14 protein-coding genes are annotated in these 17,517 nt (G+C 42.6%); 7 read left to right on the top strand and 7 right to left on the bottom strand.

All coding sequences use genetic code 11. The features are described 5' to 3' along the window. The first annotated feature begins 96 nt into the window (after positions 1-96). The 4 genes from J2W55_RS16485 to eutC all read left to right on the top strand — a co-directional run bounded on the left by J2W55_RS16485 (position 97) and on the right by eutC (position 4,824). Complete coding sequence (locus J2W55_RS16485; protein ID WP_310097917.1) at positions 97-1,029, top strand: sugar phosphate isomerase/epimerase family protein; 933 nt, start codon at positions 97-99, stop codon at positions 1,027-1,029. Positions 1,030-1,290: 261 nt separating this feature from the next. Then, positions 1,291-2,631, top strand: coding sequence for an ethanolamine permease (eat, locus tag J2W55_RS16480; RefSeq protein WP_310097912.1), 1,341 nt, complete (start codon positions 1,291-1,293; stop codon positions 2,629-2,631). A gap of 53 nt (positions 2,632-2,684) precedes the next feature. Continuing rightward, positions 2,685-4,064 carry an ethanolamine ammonia-lyase subunit EutB gene (locus tag J2W55_RS16475; RefSeq protein WP_310097910.1) on the top strand — a complete coding sequence of 460 codons (1,380 nt, stop codon included), beginning with the start codon at positions 2,685-2,687 and terminating at the stop codon, positions 4,062-4,064. Position 4,065: 1 nt separating this feature from the next. After that, entirely contained in the window at positions 4,066-4,824 is a 759-nt protein-coding gene (eutC, locus tag J2W55_RS16470; RefSeq protein ID WP_310097908.1) for an ethanolamine ammonia-lyase subunit EutC, read from the top strand. A 12-nt stretch (positions 4,825-4,836) separates the two neighbouring features. Here eutC and J2W55_RS16465 read toward each other — a convergent pair whose 3' ends face one another. From J2W55_RS16465 to J2W55_RS16435, 7 genes are all read right to left on the bottom strand, one after another. Continuing rightward, a complete protein-coding gene (locus tag J2W55_RS16465; protein ID WP_310097905.1) occupies positions 4,837-5,358 on the bottom strand; it encodes a DUF4251 domain-containing protein in 522 nt (173 codons plus the stop codon). Positions 5,359-5,484: 126 nt separating this feature from the next. Then, positions 5,485-7,368: a molecular chaperone HtpG gene (htpG, locus tag J2W55_RS16460; RefSeq protein WP_310097902.1), complete on the bottom strand. Its 1,884-nt coding sequence runs from the start codon at positions 7,366-7,368 to the stop codon at positions 5,485-5,487. Positions 7,369-7,636: 268 nt separating this feature from the next. Continuing rightward, a complete protein-coding gene (locus J2W55_RS16455; protein ID WP_310097899.1) occupies positions 7,637-8,083 on the bottom strand; it encodes an acyl-CoA thioesterase in 447 nt (148 codons plus the stop codon). A 7-nt stretch (positions 8,084-8,090) separates the two neighbouring features. After that, complete coding sequence (locus J2W55_RS16450; protein ID WP_310097896.1) at positions 8,091-9,068, bottom strand: electron transfer flavoprotein subunit alpha/FixB family protein; 978 nt, start codon at positions 9,066-9,068, stop codon at positions 8,091-8,093. Positions 9,069-9,160: 92 nt separating this feature from the next. After that, positions 9,161-9,904 (bottom strand): electron transfer flavoprotein subunit beta/FixA family protein, encoded by a 744-nt coding sequence (locus tag J2W55_RS16445; protein WP_310097894.1) that lies wholly within the window; start codon positions 9,902-9,904, stop codon positions 9,161-9,163. A 246-nt stretch (positions 9,905-10,150) separates the two neighbouring features. Further along, positions 10,151-11,947, bottom strand: coding sequence for an acyl-CoA dehydrogenase FadE (locus J2W55_RS16440; protein ID WP_310097891.1), 1,797 nt, complete (start codon positions 11,945-11,947; stop codon positions 10,151-10,153). A 491-nt stretch (positions 11,948-12,438) separates the two neighbouring features. Then, positions 12,439-13,326 carry a helix-turn-helix domain-containing protein gene (locus tag J2W55_RS16435; protein WP_310097888.1) on the bottom strand — a complete coding sequence of 296 codons (888 nt, stop codon included), beginning with the start codon at positions 13,324-13,326 and terminating at the stop codon, positions 12,439-12,441. A 260-nt stretch (positions 13,327-13,586) separates the two neighbouring features. On the opposite strand from J2W55_RS16435, the gene J2W55_RS16430 reads away from it, so the two are divergent. From J2W55_RS16430 to J2W55_RS16420, 3 genes are all read left to right on the top strand, one after another. Then, entirely contained in the window at positions 13,587-14,810 is a 1,224-nt protein-coding gene (locus tag J2W55_RS16430; RefSeq protein ID WP_310097885.1) for an OmpP1/FadL family transporter, read from the top strand. A gap of 17 nt (positions 14,811-14,827) precedes the next feature. After that, positions 14,828-16,153, top strand: a complete 1,326-nt coding sequence (locus J2W55_RS16425) for an SGNH/GDSL hydrolase family protein (RefSeq protein WP_310097882.1) — start codon at positions 14,828-14,830, stop codon at positions 16,151-16,153. A gap of 257 nt (positions 16,154-16,410) precedes the next feature. Then, positions 16,411-17,505 (top strand): phosphatidylinositol-specific phospholipase C1-like protein, encoded by a 1,095-nt coding sequence (locus J2W55_RS16420; protein WP_310097879.1) that lies wholly within the window; start codon positions 16,411-16,413, stop codon positions 17,503-17,505. Positions 17,506-17,517: the final 12 nt, after the last annotated feature.

Here is a 17,517-nt window from a genome sequence, read left to right as displayed (position 1 = left end):
ATTAATTTATTGTGTAAAAAAGACACAATAATATTTATTTGATGATGAAAATTAATTAGTTTTACTGTACCACATATTAAAACTAAAATTATCAGCATGAATTACAACAGGAGAAGATTTATTCAAAGCGCTGGTGCATTGGCGCTTAGCGGCGTGGCTTTGTCTGGCAGGGCTGGCACGTTATTGAACAGCTTAAAAGTTGAGCATCCGGTAGGCTTACAATTATTTACATTTTTTAATATTATTGACGAAGATGTAAAAGGCACGCTAACTAAAATCGCAGGTTTGGGCTACAAGGAATTAGAATCGGCTTTTAGCAAAAAGGGCGGCTATTATGGCATGAGTCCAAAAGAGTTTAAAGCTATGGTAAACGATCTGGGTATGGCCTGGACATCGCATCACGTATTGGGCGCTCCGTTCAAACTTCCTCCCGGTTCAAAGATGCCGGTAGGGGCTGATGGCAAGCCTTTGGTGATACCTCCGATGAAAAACCTGCGGGATGATATGCAACAATTGGTTGATGATGCTGCCGAGGGTGGAATTAAATACCTGGTTTGTGCTAATTCGCCAACGGCTACGCTTGATGAAGTAAAATCGACAATTGAAGTATTGAATAAAACAGGGGAAGCTGCTAAAAAAGTGGGCATCCAGTTTGCTTATCATAACCACGATATGGAGTTTAATCCGGTTGATGGCAAAGTACCTTACGATTTGCTGTTGAGTGAAACTGATTCTAAAAATGTAAAAATGGAGCTTGACCTCGCCTGGGCTGTTAAAGCCGGTAAGAATCCCGTCGGGATGTTTAAGCAACACCCAGGCCGTTTCCCGCTGTGGCATGTAAAAGATCTGGATGCCAGCCGCGAAAATATATTGCCGGTAGGCAGCGGAACTATTGATTTTAAACCCATTTTCGCCGCTGCTTCATCTGCAGGAATGAAACACTTTTTTGTAGAGCATGATATGCCAAAAGATGCCTTGGCAAGTATTACCGCCAGCATTGGATATTTGAAAAATACGCTACAGGTTTAAGTACCCGGCGTGCTTCAATGCGTCATTGTGAGGAATGAAAGCCCTCTCCAGATCTCTCCCAACGGGGGAGATCTTTTGTTTTGAGCCCTCATTGGGCAGTTACACGAAGCTTTCGTTCCTCTAAATGCTGCTTTTTTACCGCTATCCCATCCTGGGATGCCCGCACCAATAACTCGCTTAACAATTCCATAATATATCACGATTTTGATTTAACAACCCCTTTAAGTATCTTAAGGCGGCAATAATTATCAGATCAAACGTATGACAGCAACCCCGGCAGAACAGTTAAAAAGAGTATTAAAGCCTGTTCACCTGTGGGCGATAGCTGTTGGCCTGGTCATATCAGGTGAGTATTTTGGCTGGAACCTCGGTTGGGCGGTATCCGGCACTATTGGTTTTTTGATTGCCACACTGGTGATCACGGTAATGTATATTACTTTCATTTTTAGCTATACAGAGCTCACAACCTCCATTCCACACGCTGGCGGCGCGTTTGCTTATGCCTATAGGGCCATAGGACCGGTAGGCGGCTTAATTGCTGGTTACGCTACTCTTATTGACTTTTTGCTTGCCTCACCTGCCATAGCTATTTCATTGGGAAGTTATCTGCATTTTTTATACCCAGCTATCCCTATCATGCAATCGGCAATGCTGTTTAACGTGGCATTTATTATACTTAATATATCCGGAGTAAAAGAATCGGCCACATTTTCGGTGTTTATTACCATATTGGCTGTGGCCGAACTGCTACTGTATATGGGGATTGTATCTCCCCATTTTAAAATGGGTAATTATTTGCATAATCCCATGCCTTTTGGCTGGGCAGGCGTATTTGCCGCGTTACCTTTTGCGGTTTGGTTTTACCTGGCTATTGAAGGTGTTGCCATGGTGGCCGAAGAAGTTAAAGAGCCTAAAAAGAATATTCCGCGGGGTTATATATCTGCACTGGCCACGCTGGTTGCCCTGGCCCTGGGGGTAATGATATTAACCGGTGGCATAACAGACTGGAGGAAACTCAGCAACCTGGATTATCCTTTGCCCGAAGCCATCGGAATCGTATTAGGCAAAACCAGCGGACTTACCAAAATATTTGCAAGTATTGGCTTATTTGGCTTAATAGCGTCGCTGCATGGTACTATACTGGCTTCGTCACGCCAGATATTCGCCATGGCACGAAGCGGTTACCTGCCCCGCGGCCTGGCTAATATAAATCACCGGTTTAAAACCCCGCATTGGGCGCTTGTTGCCGGTGGGGTAGTTAGCTTTGCGGCCATTTACAGCGGCACTACGGCACAGATCATCGTGCTATCCGTACTTGGAGCTATTGTTATGTATTTAATGAGCATGCTGAGCTTATTTATCCTCCGCAAAAAGGAACCCTCGCTTGAACGACCATTCGCGTCTCCATTTTACCCGGTGTTTCCAGCTACGGCTTTAGCTATTTCGGCGATATGTCTTTTTGCTATCATTTATTTTAATGTAATGGTAAGTCTCGTATTTTTTGCGGGTTTAGCCATTGTGATCATCATATTTATACTGATGGGAAAGCACAAAATAAAGTTAACCGATGAATTAATGATGGCAGCGCCGGAATTTTGGTAAAGTCTGGAGATTAGGGTACTTAAGCAGCTAAAAAACATTAATAAGCATTATAAATGTCTTATAAGCACACCATACGCAATAAGGTTTATAAGTTTTCAGATCTGAAAGCTTTGCTGGGTAAAGCCTCTCCACACCGGTCTGGCGATGAGCTGGCAGGGGTATGCGCCGATAGTTATGAAGAACGTGTAGCCGCGCAGATCACATTGGCCGATGTGCCCTTAAAAACTTTTTTGAACGAAGTGGTTATTCCTTATGAACAGGATGATATAACAAGGTTAATAATTGACGATCATGATATCGTGAGTTTTAACCTGATAGGAAGTTTAACCGTAGGCGAACTTCGCGACTGGCTGTTAAGTGATGAAACGGATACCGACGCCTTAACAGCTATTGCCATGGGACTTACCCCCGAGATGGTGGCCGCGGTATCTAAACTAATGCGTAACCAGGACCTGATAGCCGTGGCGAAAAAATGCAGTGTGGTTACCAGTTTCCGTAATACTATTGGGTTAAGCGGGCATTTCAGCACACGCTTACAACCCAACCACCCAACTGATGATCCTAAGGGTGTTGCCGCAAGTATTATCGACGGCTTACTGCATTGCAGCGGCGACGCTGTTATCGGCATCAATCCGGCTACAGATAGTCCCGCAGCGGTGAATAATTTGTTAAAACTGATGGATACTTTGCGGTACCAGTTTGAAATTCCCACCCAAATTTGTGTTTTAAGCCACATTACAACCACGTTACAGCTTATTAATGAAGGGGCGCCTGTTGATCTGTGTTTTCAGTCAATAGCCGGTACTGAGAAGGCCAACACCAGTTTTGGCGTCAGTCTCAATTTAATTGAGGAAGCATACCAGGCTACATTATCTTTAAACAGGGGTACTATTGGCAATAATGTAATGTATTTTGAAACAGGACAGGGGAGTGCCCTGTCAGCCAATGCTAATTTTGGTGTAGACCAGCAAACCTGCGAGGTAAGGGCTTATGCTTTGGCCCGTAAGTTTAAACCGTTACTGGTCAATTCTGTGGTAGGTTTTATCGGTCCTGAATATTTATATGATGGCAAACAAATTATCCGCGCTGCTTTGGAGGACCATTTTTGCGGAAAACTGCTTGGTTTACCTATGGGGGTTGATGTTTGTTATACTAACCACGCCGAGGCTGATCAGGATGATATGGACAATTTGCTTACCCTGCTGGGTGTGGCCGGCTGTAATTTTGTAATGGGCATTCCCGGAGCCGATGATATTATGCTTAATTACCAGTCTACTTCATTTCATGATGCCTTGTACCTGCGAAAAGTACTTGGTTTAAAACCCGCGCCAGAATTTGAACAATGGCTTATTAAGCAGGGGATAATTGACGGCGATGGGAATATGCTGCCGGTTAATTCATTACACGGACTATTAGGTGTTATGATGAAGTGATATGAAAAGAAGCATTCCATACCAAATAGAACCGTTAAAGGCGTTGCAGGAGTTTACCTCGGCCCGGATAGCTATCGGGCGGGTGGGTACAAGCATACCGGTAAAGCAATTGCTTGAATTTAAGCTTGCCCACGCCCACGCTCGCGACGCTGTTTACTCTGAACTGGACATCAATAACCTGACAACTGTACTTAAAGTATTTAATTTACCGGTTTTACAATTACAAAGTAAGGTTAGTTATCGCCGGCAATACCTGCAACGGCCCGATATGGGCCGCCGGTTAAACGATGCTTCAGTAATTTCAGTTAACGATCATTGCACAGAAACCGCGGTGGCTATTATAATTGCCGATGGTTTATCGGCTACCGCGGTTAATGAAAACGCTTTTGGATTATTGCAGATACTCATTCCGCAATTGATAGCGGCTGATTTTAAGTTAGCGCCCATAAGTCTTGTTGAACAGGGAAGGGTAGCCATTGGTGATGATATTGGTTATGGATTAAAGGCAAAACTATCCCTGGTGCTGATAGGTGAGCGACCCGGTCTGAGTTCGCCGGATAGTTTAGGCGCTTATCTTACCTATAATCCTAAACCAAACCTTACCGACGAAATGCGTAATTGCGTATCAAACATCAGGCCCGATGGATTATCATATTTAAAAGCCGCCAACAAAATATTTTACCTGATCAGCGAAGCTTTTAAACGCAAACTCTCGGGTGTAGATCTGAAAGATAATGCCGGGCTTTTAGGAGATGATTAAAGTTGAGTTACCTTACTTTTTCCGCTTTTCAATAGTACCGTTAAATGAGATAGGATCGCGGTTACTGCTGATTACCTGCAGGGAAGCATAACCATCTGGAGAGATATCAAGCCTCATGGTTTGCACATCGCGCCAGTCACTAATGTTCTTGTCTTTTCCTGTGGGTTTAATAGTAACGCTCCAGCCGCCTTTTTTTCCTGCAATTGAAGTATAGGTAAAGTGCGTGTTGGTAAATTTGATACCACCCTCAGTAGGGTTATATGGAGCAGTATAGGCTCTTCCAAAATAAGGTAAAAATGCGATAATAGTATCCTTGGATACCACCAGGTCATAATTAGATGTCAATGCTCTGCCGACACCCCGCATTGGATTAACATAATTAGCGTCAAACACATAGTTTTGGGCCTCAACTATCTTTTTAATTTCTTCAACATGTGCTGCTTTTCTCTCTTTGCGGGTGCCCTGGGCATTAGCTATGCCAACGCTGATAAAAGCCAGCAAAAGCAATGCTGATATATTCTTTAATGTTTTCATAATTAAGTATTTGTTGGTTAGACGATAAAGCATCGCTCAGGTTTAAGCTCTATCAAATTTAAACAATATTTAAACAAAAAAACCACCCGTTTTGCGGGTGGTTTTACATTACTAAAATGCTTTGAATTATATTAAGTTAACGCTGCGGTTTACAAACTCGGTAAGCTCGGCACCGGTTAATAACCCTTGCGAAAGCAGGGCCAGGTCAAACGCCTGTTTTGAAAGCTGTGCCTGTACTTCTTCATTTTCTTCCTGTAATATACGGGTGATCAGTTTATGGTTACCGTTCACTATCACCTTATAATTATCGGGCATATTCCCGTAAAATCCCATACCGCCGCCCATGGCTGCCATATCTTTCATACGGCGCATAAACTCATCCATGGTAACGGTTACTGGTAGCTCATCAGGGTTAAGGCTTTCTAAATGAACACTGTATGCCGGTTTATTAATGGCTTTATCAAAGATGTTTTTTACAGTAGCCGATTGCTCTTCGGTTAAAATATGCTCGGGAGCGTCGTCTTTTTTGATCAGCTTGTCCGCAACATCCGCATCAACACGTTTTAATGACGTTTTTTCCAGCTTCTGTTCCAGTTGACTGATGAAGTGGTTATCGATAGGCGAGTTCATCACCAAAACGTCGTAACCCTTTTTAGTAGCCGACTGGATAAAGGCATCCTGCTTAGCCGGATCATTGGTATAAAGGTAAACCAGTTGTCCGTCTTTATCGGTTTGTATTGCCTCAACCTTGTCTTTATATTCGGTTAAAGTAAAGTTCTCTTTTTGGGTATTGCTCACCAAAACAAAGTCTTTTGCCTTATCGTAAAACTTGTCTTCGCTTACCATTCCGTATTTTACAAACAAGCCAATATCAGTCCATTTTTCTTCATATGCCTTGCGGTCATTTTTAAACAGCTCGGCCAGTTTGTCGGCTACTTTTTTGGTGATATAACTGTTGATCTTTTTAACGTTGCTATCGGCCTGTAAAAAGCTGCGCGACACGTTGAGCGGAATATCCGGCGAATCAATAACGCCATGCAGCAGCATTAAAAACTCCGGAACAATGTCTTTTACCTCATCGGTAATAAATACCTGACGGCTGAATAATTTGATCTTGTTCTTTGATATCTCAAAGTCGTTTTTCAGTTTAGGGAAGTATAATACGCCGGTAAGGTTAAAGGGATAATCAACATTAAGGTGGATCCAGAACAGAGGATCTTCGCTGAAAGGATAAAGTTGCTTGTAAAAATCAAGATAATCCTGGTCTTTTAATTCAGAAGGGGCTTTAGTCCAGATAGGGTTGGTATCATTAATAATATTATCAACTTCAACCGAGGTATATTTAGGTTTACCTTCTTCATCAACACCATCCTCAACAGACTCGGTTTTAGTGCCGAATTTGATAGGCACAGGTAAAAATTTACAGTATTTATCAAGAATTTCCTGCAGTTTATATTTGCTTAAAAACTCTTCCGACTCGCTGTTGATGTACAGGGTTATCTCGGTACCTCTTTCTTCCAGTACACCTTCGCCAATTTCAAACTCGGTACTGCCATCGCAAACCCAGTAAGCAGGCTCGGCGCCTTCCTGGTATGACAAGGTTTGTATCTCTACCTTATCGGCAACCATAAAAGCCGAGTAGAAACCTAAACCGAAGCGGCCAATGATTTCATTAGCATCTTTGGCTTCTTTAAACTTCTCCATAAACTCTGTAGCGCCCGAAAACGCTATCTGGTTAATGTATTTCTTGATCTCTTCGGCGGTCATACCCAGGCCGTTGTCAGAAATGGTAATAGTCTTTTTCTGCTCGTCAAATGCTACTTCAACACGCAGGTCGCCCAGTTCGCCATTATATTGACCTAACGAAGCCAGGCGTTTGATCTTTTGGGTAGCATCTACCGCGTTTGATACCAGCTCGCGCAAAAATATCTCATTATCAGAGTAAAGAAATTTCTTAATAATCGGAAAAATGTTTTCGGTGTGGATCGAAATGCTGCCTTTTTCTTGCATAATATTTTTATATATGATTGATTATAATTTTCAGTCTGCAACCATCAATGCCTGTTCCAAAGGATGTGAAGTTGTCAAATTGGCAGGAATCATTTTTTTTAACGCAAACAGGCTGTCAAAAATATAAGCAGAAAATCTGTTGCCTACCGTATTGGTTGCGGGCAATGAAACTTTGACCGGGAATTTTTAAAACTTTATTTTACCATTGACGTCACATGTAATGCATCTCTATGGCAAACAGGTTATCGGTCAGGCAGGTATTTATAGATTATTTATGATCGCTACCTTCTTCTGTATAGTCGGCACTACGGGGAGCCAGCATAAACAATTGACTTAGCTCAACCGGCAGTATGGCGAGCTTACGTTTTTCCATATCTATCCAGGCTCCGTGGGTCATGATGATGGCAGCCTTTACACCGTCTCCGCGAAAAACTTCGTGCCGGATAGACCATCGTGAACCATCCGGGCGCGACCGGGTTATTTCGCAGGTTATTTTTATATGATCTCCAAGTGCTATCTCGCGCAAATAGCTCAATTCCTCTTTAAACAGCACCGGGCCAATTTTAAACCCTAAAAGCTTTACAGGTTTAAGGCCGAGGCTTTCGAGCATGTTTAAACGGGCCTGTGCGCCAAGATCGGCATAGGCAGAATGCCGCATGTGCTGGTTGGCATCAATCTGTGCCCATAACACCTGGCCTTCATAAAAAATATTCATAACCTTGTTATTTATGATTTTGCCTGAATTTTTCAACAGCCTGGGTTAGGCGCGGTAAAATTTCAAGCGCATCACCCACAACGCCGTAATTAGCGGCTTTAAAAAATGGAGCCTCGGGGTCTTTATTGATCACCACAATGGTTTTTGAACCGCTAACCCCGGCCAAATGCTGAATAGCCCCCGAAATCCCCACGGCAATATACAGGTCGGGCCTTACGGTACCACCGGTTTGCCCTACATGCTCATGATGCGGCCGCCAGTGCGCATCGGCCACGGGACGTGAGCAGGCGGTTGCCGCGCCCAGCTCTTTTGCCAGGCCTTCAATAAGTCCCCAATTTTCCGGACCTTTCATTCCCCGTCCGCCGGATACTACCAATTGGGCGTCGGCAAGCTGTATATCGCCGGTTATTTTGTTTGTTTCTTTAACCCGAATGCCAAAATCTTTATCACTGAAATTCACATCCAATTTTTGTATTGACGCGCTGCCTTCTGTTTTGCTTAATGGAAAAGTGTTGAGCATTAGGGTGATCACTTTTACATCGCTGGTGATGTTTACATAAGCGAACGCCTTGCCCGAGAAAACCTGCTTTTTGATCGCAAATCCGTTGGTCAGATCAGGGTAGGACAGAGCCCCCGCCACCAGCCCGGCCTTCAGTTTGGCGGATAATCGTGGTGCTACCGCGCGGCCGTTAATATCATGAAGCGCTATGATTATTTTGCTGTCTTCTTTTTGAGCTGCCGTGATCAGGGCGTTAGTATATGCCCTGGCGTGCAGTTGGTTTAAACGGGCATCAGGAACATGCAGTACTTTTTGCGCGCCGTACTGGCCAAGATCTTGCATTACGTTATCGGCAAGTGTGCCTAATACAACGGCGCTCACCGTTGTGCCGGTTTTTTGGGCGATACCGGCGGCATATTGTATAGCCTCTAAACTTTTCTTTTTTATATTTCCTTCGGTATGTTCTACCAATACTACTACAGACATGTTTATTGGTTTTAGTTTAGTAATTGAATTATGTATTGACGGGCGATAACGCAGACAACCGACCTGTGCCTCGCAACGGTATGCTTTTTATTTTATATCACCTTTGCTTCGCTATGTAACAGTTCTACCAGTTCGTCCATATCATCCGGGCTAACCAGTTTTACCCCGGCCTTTGCCGGCGGCAATTCATATGACAAAATGGAAGTAACCGAATCAACAGCGATAGGGGCGACCACTTTGAGCGGACGGGTACGGGCAGCCATAATGCCACGCATGTTTGGAATGCGGGCTTCGGCAACTCCCTTTTGGCAGGCAACAACTACCGGAAGGTTGCACGTAACGGTTTCTTCGCCGCCTTCAATTTCGCGTTTTACCGTAACCAAGTCGCCTTCAGCCTGTATGTCGGTCGCAAAACCTATATAATCCATATCAAGCAGTTCTGCAAGCATTGCACCCACGGCGCCATTGTTATAGTCAATGGATTCTTTGCCGCACAGGATCAGATCATACCCGGCGCTTTTGACATATCCGGCTATTTGGCTGGCTGTTTCGTAAGGATCATTGCTGTCCGCGTCAATCCTTATGGCTTCATCGCCACCTAAAGCCAGCGCCTTCCTTATTATCTGTTCGGTATTGGCTTTACCAACGGTTATCAGGTGCACATCAGTGGCAGTGCCGCTTTCTTTTAATTCGAGCGCCCTTATCAGCGCATACCATTCATCATAAGGATTGATAATGTAAGTAACACCCTGGTTATTTATGGCGGTGTTATTATTCTCCAGCATAATTTTAGTGCTGGTATCCGGTACCTGGCTTATACACACTAATATTTTCATATGGTTTTTTATATTCCCAGCCACATCCAGACATGAGCTCCAGGGCCTAAAATGGAACTAATGTCTGTTGCTGAGACCTTTATTTTAAATGATCATTAATGTTTTTGTGAATTGTTTACCGATAGCCCCTTCAAGTCTCCCCGCCGGCTGGGCAGGGGAGACTTCTTAATCCTCTCATCGGGTAGCGTCGAATGCCATATAAGGCACTCCCTTTCCTCTCGGGAGCATCGGGGATGGTTGTGAGGGTTAATAGCAATATCTATTTTCCTCAATAAGTTTAGCGGCAATGTTTCTGCGGGCCTGGGTTGTATTAATATCTTCGGTTTTAGTGAAGCGTTTTAGTCCCATCAGCATCATTCGGCGCTCATCGCCATCAGCAAATGAATTGATCGCCTCACGACCGGCTTTAGCTATATTGCCTGCCGCGTCATTAATATAAACCCGCATTATGTCCAGTTGTTCTTTAGCAGCACCTTCGCCTTTCATGCCAACCAGTTTTTCTACACGCAGCTGTAACGACTCGCTCACATAAAGCTCAATCAGCATATCTGCCAGGTACATCAATACTTCCTGCTCTTTACCCAATTGGGTCATCAGCTTTTGTACTGCCGCGCCGGCAACCATAAGTACGGCTTTCTTAAAATTTGCGATATATTTTTTCTCTTGGGTGAATAAACCTTCGTCTTCGGAGCCGCCAAAGTCGGGGATACTTACCAGCTCGCCGGCAACTTTCTGGGCTGGGCCCATCAGGTCAAGCTCGCCTTTTAATGCCCGTTTCAGCATCATATCAACAGTAAGCATACGGTTGATTTCATTAGTGCCTTCAAAAATACGGTTAATGCGCGAATCACGATAGGCCCTGTCCATGGGCGCCTCCGCACTATAGCCCATACCGCCATATATTTGTACGCCTTCATCTACCACATAGTCCAGCGATTCTGACGCGTGTACCTTGATAATAGCCGCTTCAATGGCAAATTGTTCAACCCCTTTCAGTTTGGCTTTTGTCTCATCAAGGCCTGATGCCATATACATCTCCATAGCTTCTTCCATATTTTGGCTGGCGCGGTATATGGCCGATTCTGAGGCATAAGTACGGATGGCCTGTTGCGCCAGTTTATAGCGAATAGCGCCGTATTTTGAAATAGGACGGCCAAATTGTTCACGCTCATTGGCGTAGCGGATAGCTTGTGTTATAACCTCTTTGCTGGCGCCTACGGTTGCACCGCCCAGCTTGATACGGCCAATGTTTAAAATATTAACCGCTATTTTAAAACCGTTCTGCCTTTCGGACAGCAGATTTTCAACCGGGATTTTACAATCATTAAAAAACACTTGCCGGGTTGAGCTTCCTTTTATGCCCATTTTATGCTCTTCGGTATTTAAGGAAAGGCCTTCAAAATCCTTTTCAACTATAAAAGCGCTCAGGTTTTCGTCATCATCTATTTTGGCGAACACGGTAAAAATATCGGCAAAGCCCGCATTGGTGATCCACATTTTTTGACCGGTAAGCAGGTAATATTTGCCGTCGGCAGAGAGTTTTGCCCGGGCTTTACCGGAGTTGGCATCTGAGCCGGCTCCCGGTTCGGTAAGGCAATAAGCGCCTTTCCATTCGCCGCTGGCCAGTTTAGGGATATATTTTTCTTTTTGGGCATCATTGCCATAGTACAAAATAGGCAGGGTACCTATGCCGGTATGCGCCGAAAAAGCCACTGAGAAAGAATTTCCTGCTCCCAGTTTTTCGGTAACCAGCATTGATGTTTTAAAATCTTTACCAAAGCCACCATATTGTTCAGGTATGGAAATGCTCAGCAGGCCAAGCGCGCCGGCCTCGTCCATTAAGTGAGGCATCAGGCCTTCTTCCTGCTCATCAATACGGCTTAAGTTTGGTACCACATTCTGGGCCAAAAAGTTGGTACATGTTTCGGCGATCATTAGCTGCTCTTCGTTCCATTCTTCAGGAATAAATATATTATCTGCCTGTGTTTCCCTGATCAGGAACTCGCCCCCTTTTATGGCTTTTATAGATTCAGTTTCACTCATAATAGTAAATATCTAATGTTGTGATCTTTTGCCTGTTTTTAACTTAATTGTACAATTATATATACTGAAAAACTACAGCGTAATTACTGGCTGCACTTGTTTAATTTGACATGTTACCGGTACCGGGCTGCAGGGCTAACGCTTTAGTAAAACTTGGCACTGTAGTTTTTAGTTTTATAATCAGGAGTAAAGTTATAGGAGCGGTTGGCCCAAAAAAAGGGCAGCAATGCGGAGATATTAGTCAAAAAGTCGGAAAGAAGGTGGAGCGTTTTTACAACTCATTATAAATCACCGGGGTAAAATGTTAAAAACAATAATTTTCAATTAAAAACCCTCGCTTTTTTGTGATTTATATACAAAATACATTAAATATTTTGTTAAAAAACGCTTCCAACCATTGAGATTTTACCACATAATGATGTTGGTGTTGGTACTTGTTCACGGCGTTCACGCTGTTCATGGCGTTCATGAACACCATGAACAGCCGCATATTAACCAGTAGTAACCATCCTGTAATCAGAAGGCGACATACCGGTATGTTTTTTAAAGTATTTGCCAAAAGAGGACTGATCAGGAAAGTGAATATCTTCGGCCACTCTGGCTATACTGATCTCGTGGTTCCTTAATAATACTTTGGCCTCCAGTATTACCGCATCATCAATCCATTCGCCAGCGGTACGGCCGGTTACTTCCTTAATGGTTTCTGTTAAATGTTTTGGCGATACATATAATGAATCAGCATAATACTGAACGCCGCGATGTTCCTTGTAATGGTGAAAAACCAGGTCTTGGAACAGTACATTCAGCTCCTGCTTACGGGTTTGCCTGCCTTTTATAATTACGTGCTGCTTTTCATAAATTGATTCCACCTCGTAAAGCATTGTGATCAGCATGCTTCTGGATATTTGCATACGGTATGGGTGGTCTTCGCGCGCCAATTTTTGCTGCATCAATAAATAAATGTCGAGCAGCATTTTAGCATCATCATGATTTGGATAGATCACCGGGAGCGATGCGCTTTTAAAGTAACTGAATGATTCCAGGAAATGACTGTTTACATTATTTTCGGTTAAAAATGCTTTGGAAAAGACAATAAACCTGCATAAAAAATCATCGCTGCTGTCATATATCCTTAAAATATGAAAAGGGGTTGCCAGTAGCATAGCGTCTGGTTTGGCTTCATACACCTGAAGGTTTGCTTCAACAAGGGCTGTTCCTCGTGTGCAGATACCTATAATATATCCATCTGAGCGATAGGGATATTCACTTAAACTTAAGAGTTGTTTTTCGTCGGCTATAAAAAATTCCGGGCTTACCAGTTTGTCTGCATAAAGGTCGGCAAATTTGGATAAGCTCAGTTGTGCTATCTTTTTACTCACGTATCTTGAACTTTTATTAATGTAACGGAAAGATATAATTTTATTGCCTGAATTTATTAAAAGCGTTAATTTAACAGTAATAATATTAAATACTATTTTGTGGTAATTATACTATAAATTAAGTAATGTCCCGACTTTTTGACTAATATCTCCGCATTATAGCCCTTTTTTTTATTTCAAACCATCCTAATTTTATTTTTTAATTAATGTTGATTTGTTCTCTCAAACAAGCGGCATATTATAAACCAATTATATATACTATGAGAAAACTTATACTATTGCTGTTTGCAATAATGCCCACTATTGTATTAGCCCAGGGTTTCCAGGTGAATCTTCACGGACAGAAACAAATTGGCATGGGCCATACAGGAACAGGATTATTACAAGATGGCGCTTCTGTATTGTTTAACCCGGGCGCTATAAGCATGCTTTCTGAAAATTATATACAGGCAGGCGTCAGTCCGCTGTTATTTAAGTCAGATTTTAATCCAAGTGGTACAACAGATCAATTTCGTACTAAAAACAAAGTAGCCACCCCGTTCACAGCATACGCTGTATGGGGGCCAAAAGACTCCCGCTGGAAGTTAGGCCTGGGTGTTTACACTCCATATGGTGGTTTAACTGATTGGGGAAATGAATGGGCCGGGAAATATGTATTGGAGAGCCTTAATCTGAAAGCTATCTATATTCAACCCACCGTGAGTGTTAAATTAACCGACTTTTTGAGTGTAGGGGCCGGGTTTGTTTACAATCATGGCACAGTTGACCTTACCAGGGCTATACCCCTTACCAGTCAATCGGGTCAAACCGGTCAGGCCGAACTTAAAGGTAACGGACATGGTTTCGGCTGGAATGCCGGTGTGTTTTTGAAAACAGAAGTTGGTCTTACCGTCGGCCTTGACTATCGTTCACAAGTAAATACAACGGTAAAAAATGGCGACGCTATTTTTAACGTCCCTTCATCGTTGAAACCCAATTTCCCACAGCCTAATACCTTTGCAACCACGCTTCCTTTGCCGTCTACTACTTCTATCGGATTGGGATATCATCCGTCAGACAAATGGACGCTTGCAGTTGATGTCAATTTTACCAATTGGGACGTATATAAAACGCTTGCATTTGACTATTCAAAAAACACTTCAGTATTACAGGATACTCATTCGCCTCGTAACTACAAAGATGGCTGGAGTTATCGCGGAGGCGCCCAGTATAAAGCAAATAACAAGTTGTTTTTACGCGCTGGCGGCGGCTATGCTACTACAGCGGTGCGCGATGGATATGTTACTCCGGAAGCGCCTGACGCCAACCGGTATTTTCTTACAGGTGGTTTGGGCTATGCAGTGACAAATCATCTTGATCTGGATGTCTCGTTTGAGTACGAACGGGTAATATCGCGTACACAAACAAATATTGAGTCGCAGCTATCCGGAACATTTAAAACCAATGTTTACATTCCCGGTTTGTCACTTGCTTATCACTGGTAATATTTAATTCTAATCAAATGAAAACTTACAGATCATATTTACATATACTTTTATTTACAGGTTTATTAGGCTTTGCGGCTTGTAAAACCGAGATAAATACACCAAAGCCATCGCGCGGAACCGCCGATTTTTCAAAATACATTGCTGTGGGCAACTCCCTTACTGCAGGCTTTGCCGATGGAGGGTTGTATCGCGAAGGACAATTAAATTCATACCCCAGCATTATTGCGCAGCAAATGCAAAAGGTAGGAGGCGGTGCTTTTGCTCAACCATTATTTAGTACTGAACGCGCCAATGGTTCGGGATATATAAAGTTAGCCGGGTTTAATCAGGATGGTACACCCAAAACTGAACCGGTTAATACCAACCTTGCCATACGTGATCAAATAACAATTCCTGGCTTTGGTAATGTGATCCTATATACAAAATATACCGGCGATTTAAATAACTATGGTGTGCCTGGCATTAAACTGCAGCAAATAACTTATGCCCCTTATGGTAATTTGAATGGGTATTTTGAACGATTATTGCCTGGTAACTCACCAACAAATACCACTACTTATCTTGACTTTGTTACAGCTAAGCCATACACTTTTTTTACCGATTGGTTGGGTAATAATGATGCTTTAGGTTATGCTACAAGTGGCGGGGCCGGTGATGTGCTTACTGACAAGGGACTCTTTTCACAATTATATAATTTATCTATAAGCAAATTAACCGCATCAGGTCAGAAAGGGGCTGTAGCCACTATACCAGATGTTACCGCTGTGCCATATTTTAATACAATAACCGTAGGCGCTATTTTAGCGGGGGTTCAAAAGGTCAATCCAGCAGTAAAAGCATTGTATGTCAATGCACTTGTTTCGGGTACTGCTTATGCACCAAGAGAAGCAACAGCCAAAGACCTGGTTATTTTAACCTTTAATACAGCTTTAATTGGTACTCCTGTAGCCACTCCGGCAGGAAACCTGCCTTATGGTTTAACTCCATACACACCTATTGAAAATAAGTATGTGCTTGACCAGAACGAGGTAATACTTGCTCAGGATTACGTAAACTCCTATAATTCAACTATTAAAGCAACTGCAGCATCAAAGGGGTTGGCCGTTTTTGATGCATTTACTTTTTTAAATAATGTTAAAGCAAACGGACTTGTTGTTGATGGAGTAAGCTTAAACTCAGGCTTTATTAGCGGTGGTATATTCTCATTAGATGGTGTTCATTTAACCCCGCGGGGATATGCCATTGTTGCCAATGAGTTTATAAAGGCCATTAATAAGCAATACGGATCCTCTATACCACTGGCAAATGTTTCCAGTTATAATGGAGTTAAGTTCCCTTAAAAGAATTACTATAACTGATCTCATATTTAACCTATGGCCCGGTTTAGTTGCCGGGCCATTTTATGTTATAACCCTTAGTCAGGCTTTAAACTGGCCCTCTACTTTTGCAACTGAAAAGTTACCGATGGTGATCATTGTTAACACGAGGTTAATCTGAAAGCAACGTTTAAGGTGCAATTTTGGAGCAATTTATAACGCAATTTTTCATTATAACGTTATATTTAATTACATTTTAACATAATAATCGTAATAAAAGCATGAAAATTATTTTAAGCTTATTTTTAATATCGGTTTTGCCATTTTTAAATAAATGGGGTAATGATAATGACAACTTGCCCATCAATAAAATCCAGGTAATAGGTTCACACAATAGTTATAAAGAAGCTATTGATCCGGCCTTGTTTAAGGCTTTTCAAAAACAAAATCCCGAAGCTGCTGATAAAATTGATTATGAACATATCGGTTTAACAGAGCAGCTTGATATGGGATTGCTAAATCTGGAGATAGACGTTTACTCTGATGAAAAGGGTGGGAAATACGCGCATCCTAAAGGATTGGACTGGGTAAAGGGCCAGCCACCTTACGACCCCGATGGCGAAATGAAACAACCGGGCTTTAAAGTGTTTCATATCATTGATCTCGACTTTCGCAGCCACTGTTTAACTTTTAAAGACGGTTTAAAGCAATTAAAAACCTGGTCTGACGCTCATCCGGAACACAACCCGATCTTTATTACATTGGAGCCAAAGGATGAAAAACCAAAAGATCCTAACCGTACTGTTCCTGAAAAATTTACCGCGCATACTTTTGATGAACTTGATGAGGCAATAAAAGCTGGCTTAGGTAATTCCATCATCACTCCTGACATGGTAAGAGGTAAGTATGCCACCCTTGAAAGCGCTGTTTTGCATGGCAACTGGCCAACATTAAAAGCGGCAAAGGGTAAGTTTATATTCATATTGGATAATAACAAAGAAAACAGGGAGCTTTATATACAGGGTCATCCTTCGTTAAAAGGCAGGGTGTTATTTACCAATACTGATCCGGGCCACCCCGAGGCCGCTATGATGATCAGGAATGACCCTAAAAATCCCGAAATAAAAGAACTGGTAAAAAAAGGATATATCATCAGGACACGCGCTGACTCTGATACCGAGCAGGCGCGTGCTAACGATAAAACCGATTTTATTGCCGCGTGTAACTCAGGCGCGCAGATCATCACTACCGATTACTATTTAAAAAGCACACATTTTAAATCAGATTATGTAGTGAATTTTGATGAAGGCAATAAATACTTTCGTTTAAACCCCATATTTAATAACCATAATATGAACAACGGAACCGGAAATTAAAGGCCTGATTGT

The organism is Mucilaginibacter pocheonensis (assembly GCF_031456535.1).
In the GTDB taxonomy this organism is placed as follows: Bacteria; Bacteroidota; Bacteroidia; order Sphingobacteriales; family Sphingobacteriaceae; genus Mucilaginibacter; species Mucilaginibacter pocheonensis.
The sequence above is the reverse complement of the archived record's forward strand: the minus strand, read 5'-3'. Positions and strand labels throughout refer to the sequence as shown.

Coding starts and splice junctions, on each gene's coding strand:
- J2W55_RS16485 (WP_310097917.1), top strand. CDS start 97: ATGAATTACAACAGGAGAAGATTTATTCAAAGCGCTGGTGCATTGGCG.
- eat (WP_310097912.1), top strand. CDS start 1,291: ATGACAGCAACCCCGGCAGAACAGTTAAAAAGAGTATTAAAGCCTGTT.
- J2W55_RS16475 (WP_310097910.1), top strand. CDS start 2,685: ATGTCTTATAAGCACACCATACGCAATAAGGTTTATAAGTTTTCAGAT.
- eutC (WP_310097908.1), top strand. CDS start 4,066: ATGAAAAGAAGCATTCCATACCAAATAGAACCGTTAAAGGCGTTGCAG.
- J2W55_RS16465 (WP_310097905.1), bottom strand. CDS start 5,358: ATGAAAACATTAAAGAATATATCAGCATTGCTTTTGCTGGCTTTTATC.
- htpG (WP_310097902.1), bottom strand. CDS start 7,368: ATGCAAGAAAAAGGCAGCATTTCGATCCACACCGAAAACATTTTTCCG.
- J2W55_RS16455 (WP_310097899.1), bottom strand. CDS start 8,083: ATGAATATTTTTTATGAAGGCCAGGTGTTATGGGCACAGATTGATGCC.
- J2W55_RS16450 (WP_310097896.1), bottom strand. CDS start 9,068: ATGTCTGTAGTAGTATTGGTAGAACATACCGAAGGAAATATAAAAAAG.
- J2W55_RS16445 (WP_310097894.1), bottom strand. CDS start 9,904: ATGAAAATATTAGTGTGTATAAGCCAGGTACCGGATACCAGCACTAAA.
- J2W55_RS16440 (WP_310097891.1), bottom strand. CDS start 11,947: ATGAGTGAAACTGAATCTATAAAAGCCATAAAAGGGGGCGAGTTCCTG.
- J2W55_RS16430 (WP_310097885.1), top strand. CDS start 13,587: ATGAGAAAACTTATACTATTGCTGTTTGCAATAATGCCCACTATTGTA.
- J2W55_RS16425 (WP_310097882.1), top strand. CDS start 14,828: ATGAAAACTTACAGATCATATTTACATATACTTTTATTTACAGGTTTA.
- J2W55_RS16420 (WP_310097879.1), top strand. CDS start 16,411: ATGAAAATTATTTTAAGCTTATTTTTAATATCGGTTTTGCCATTTTTA.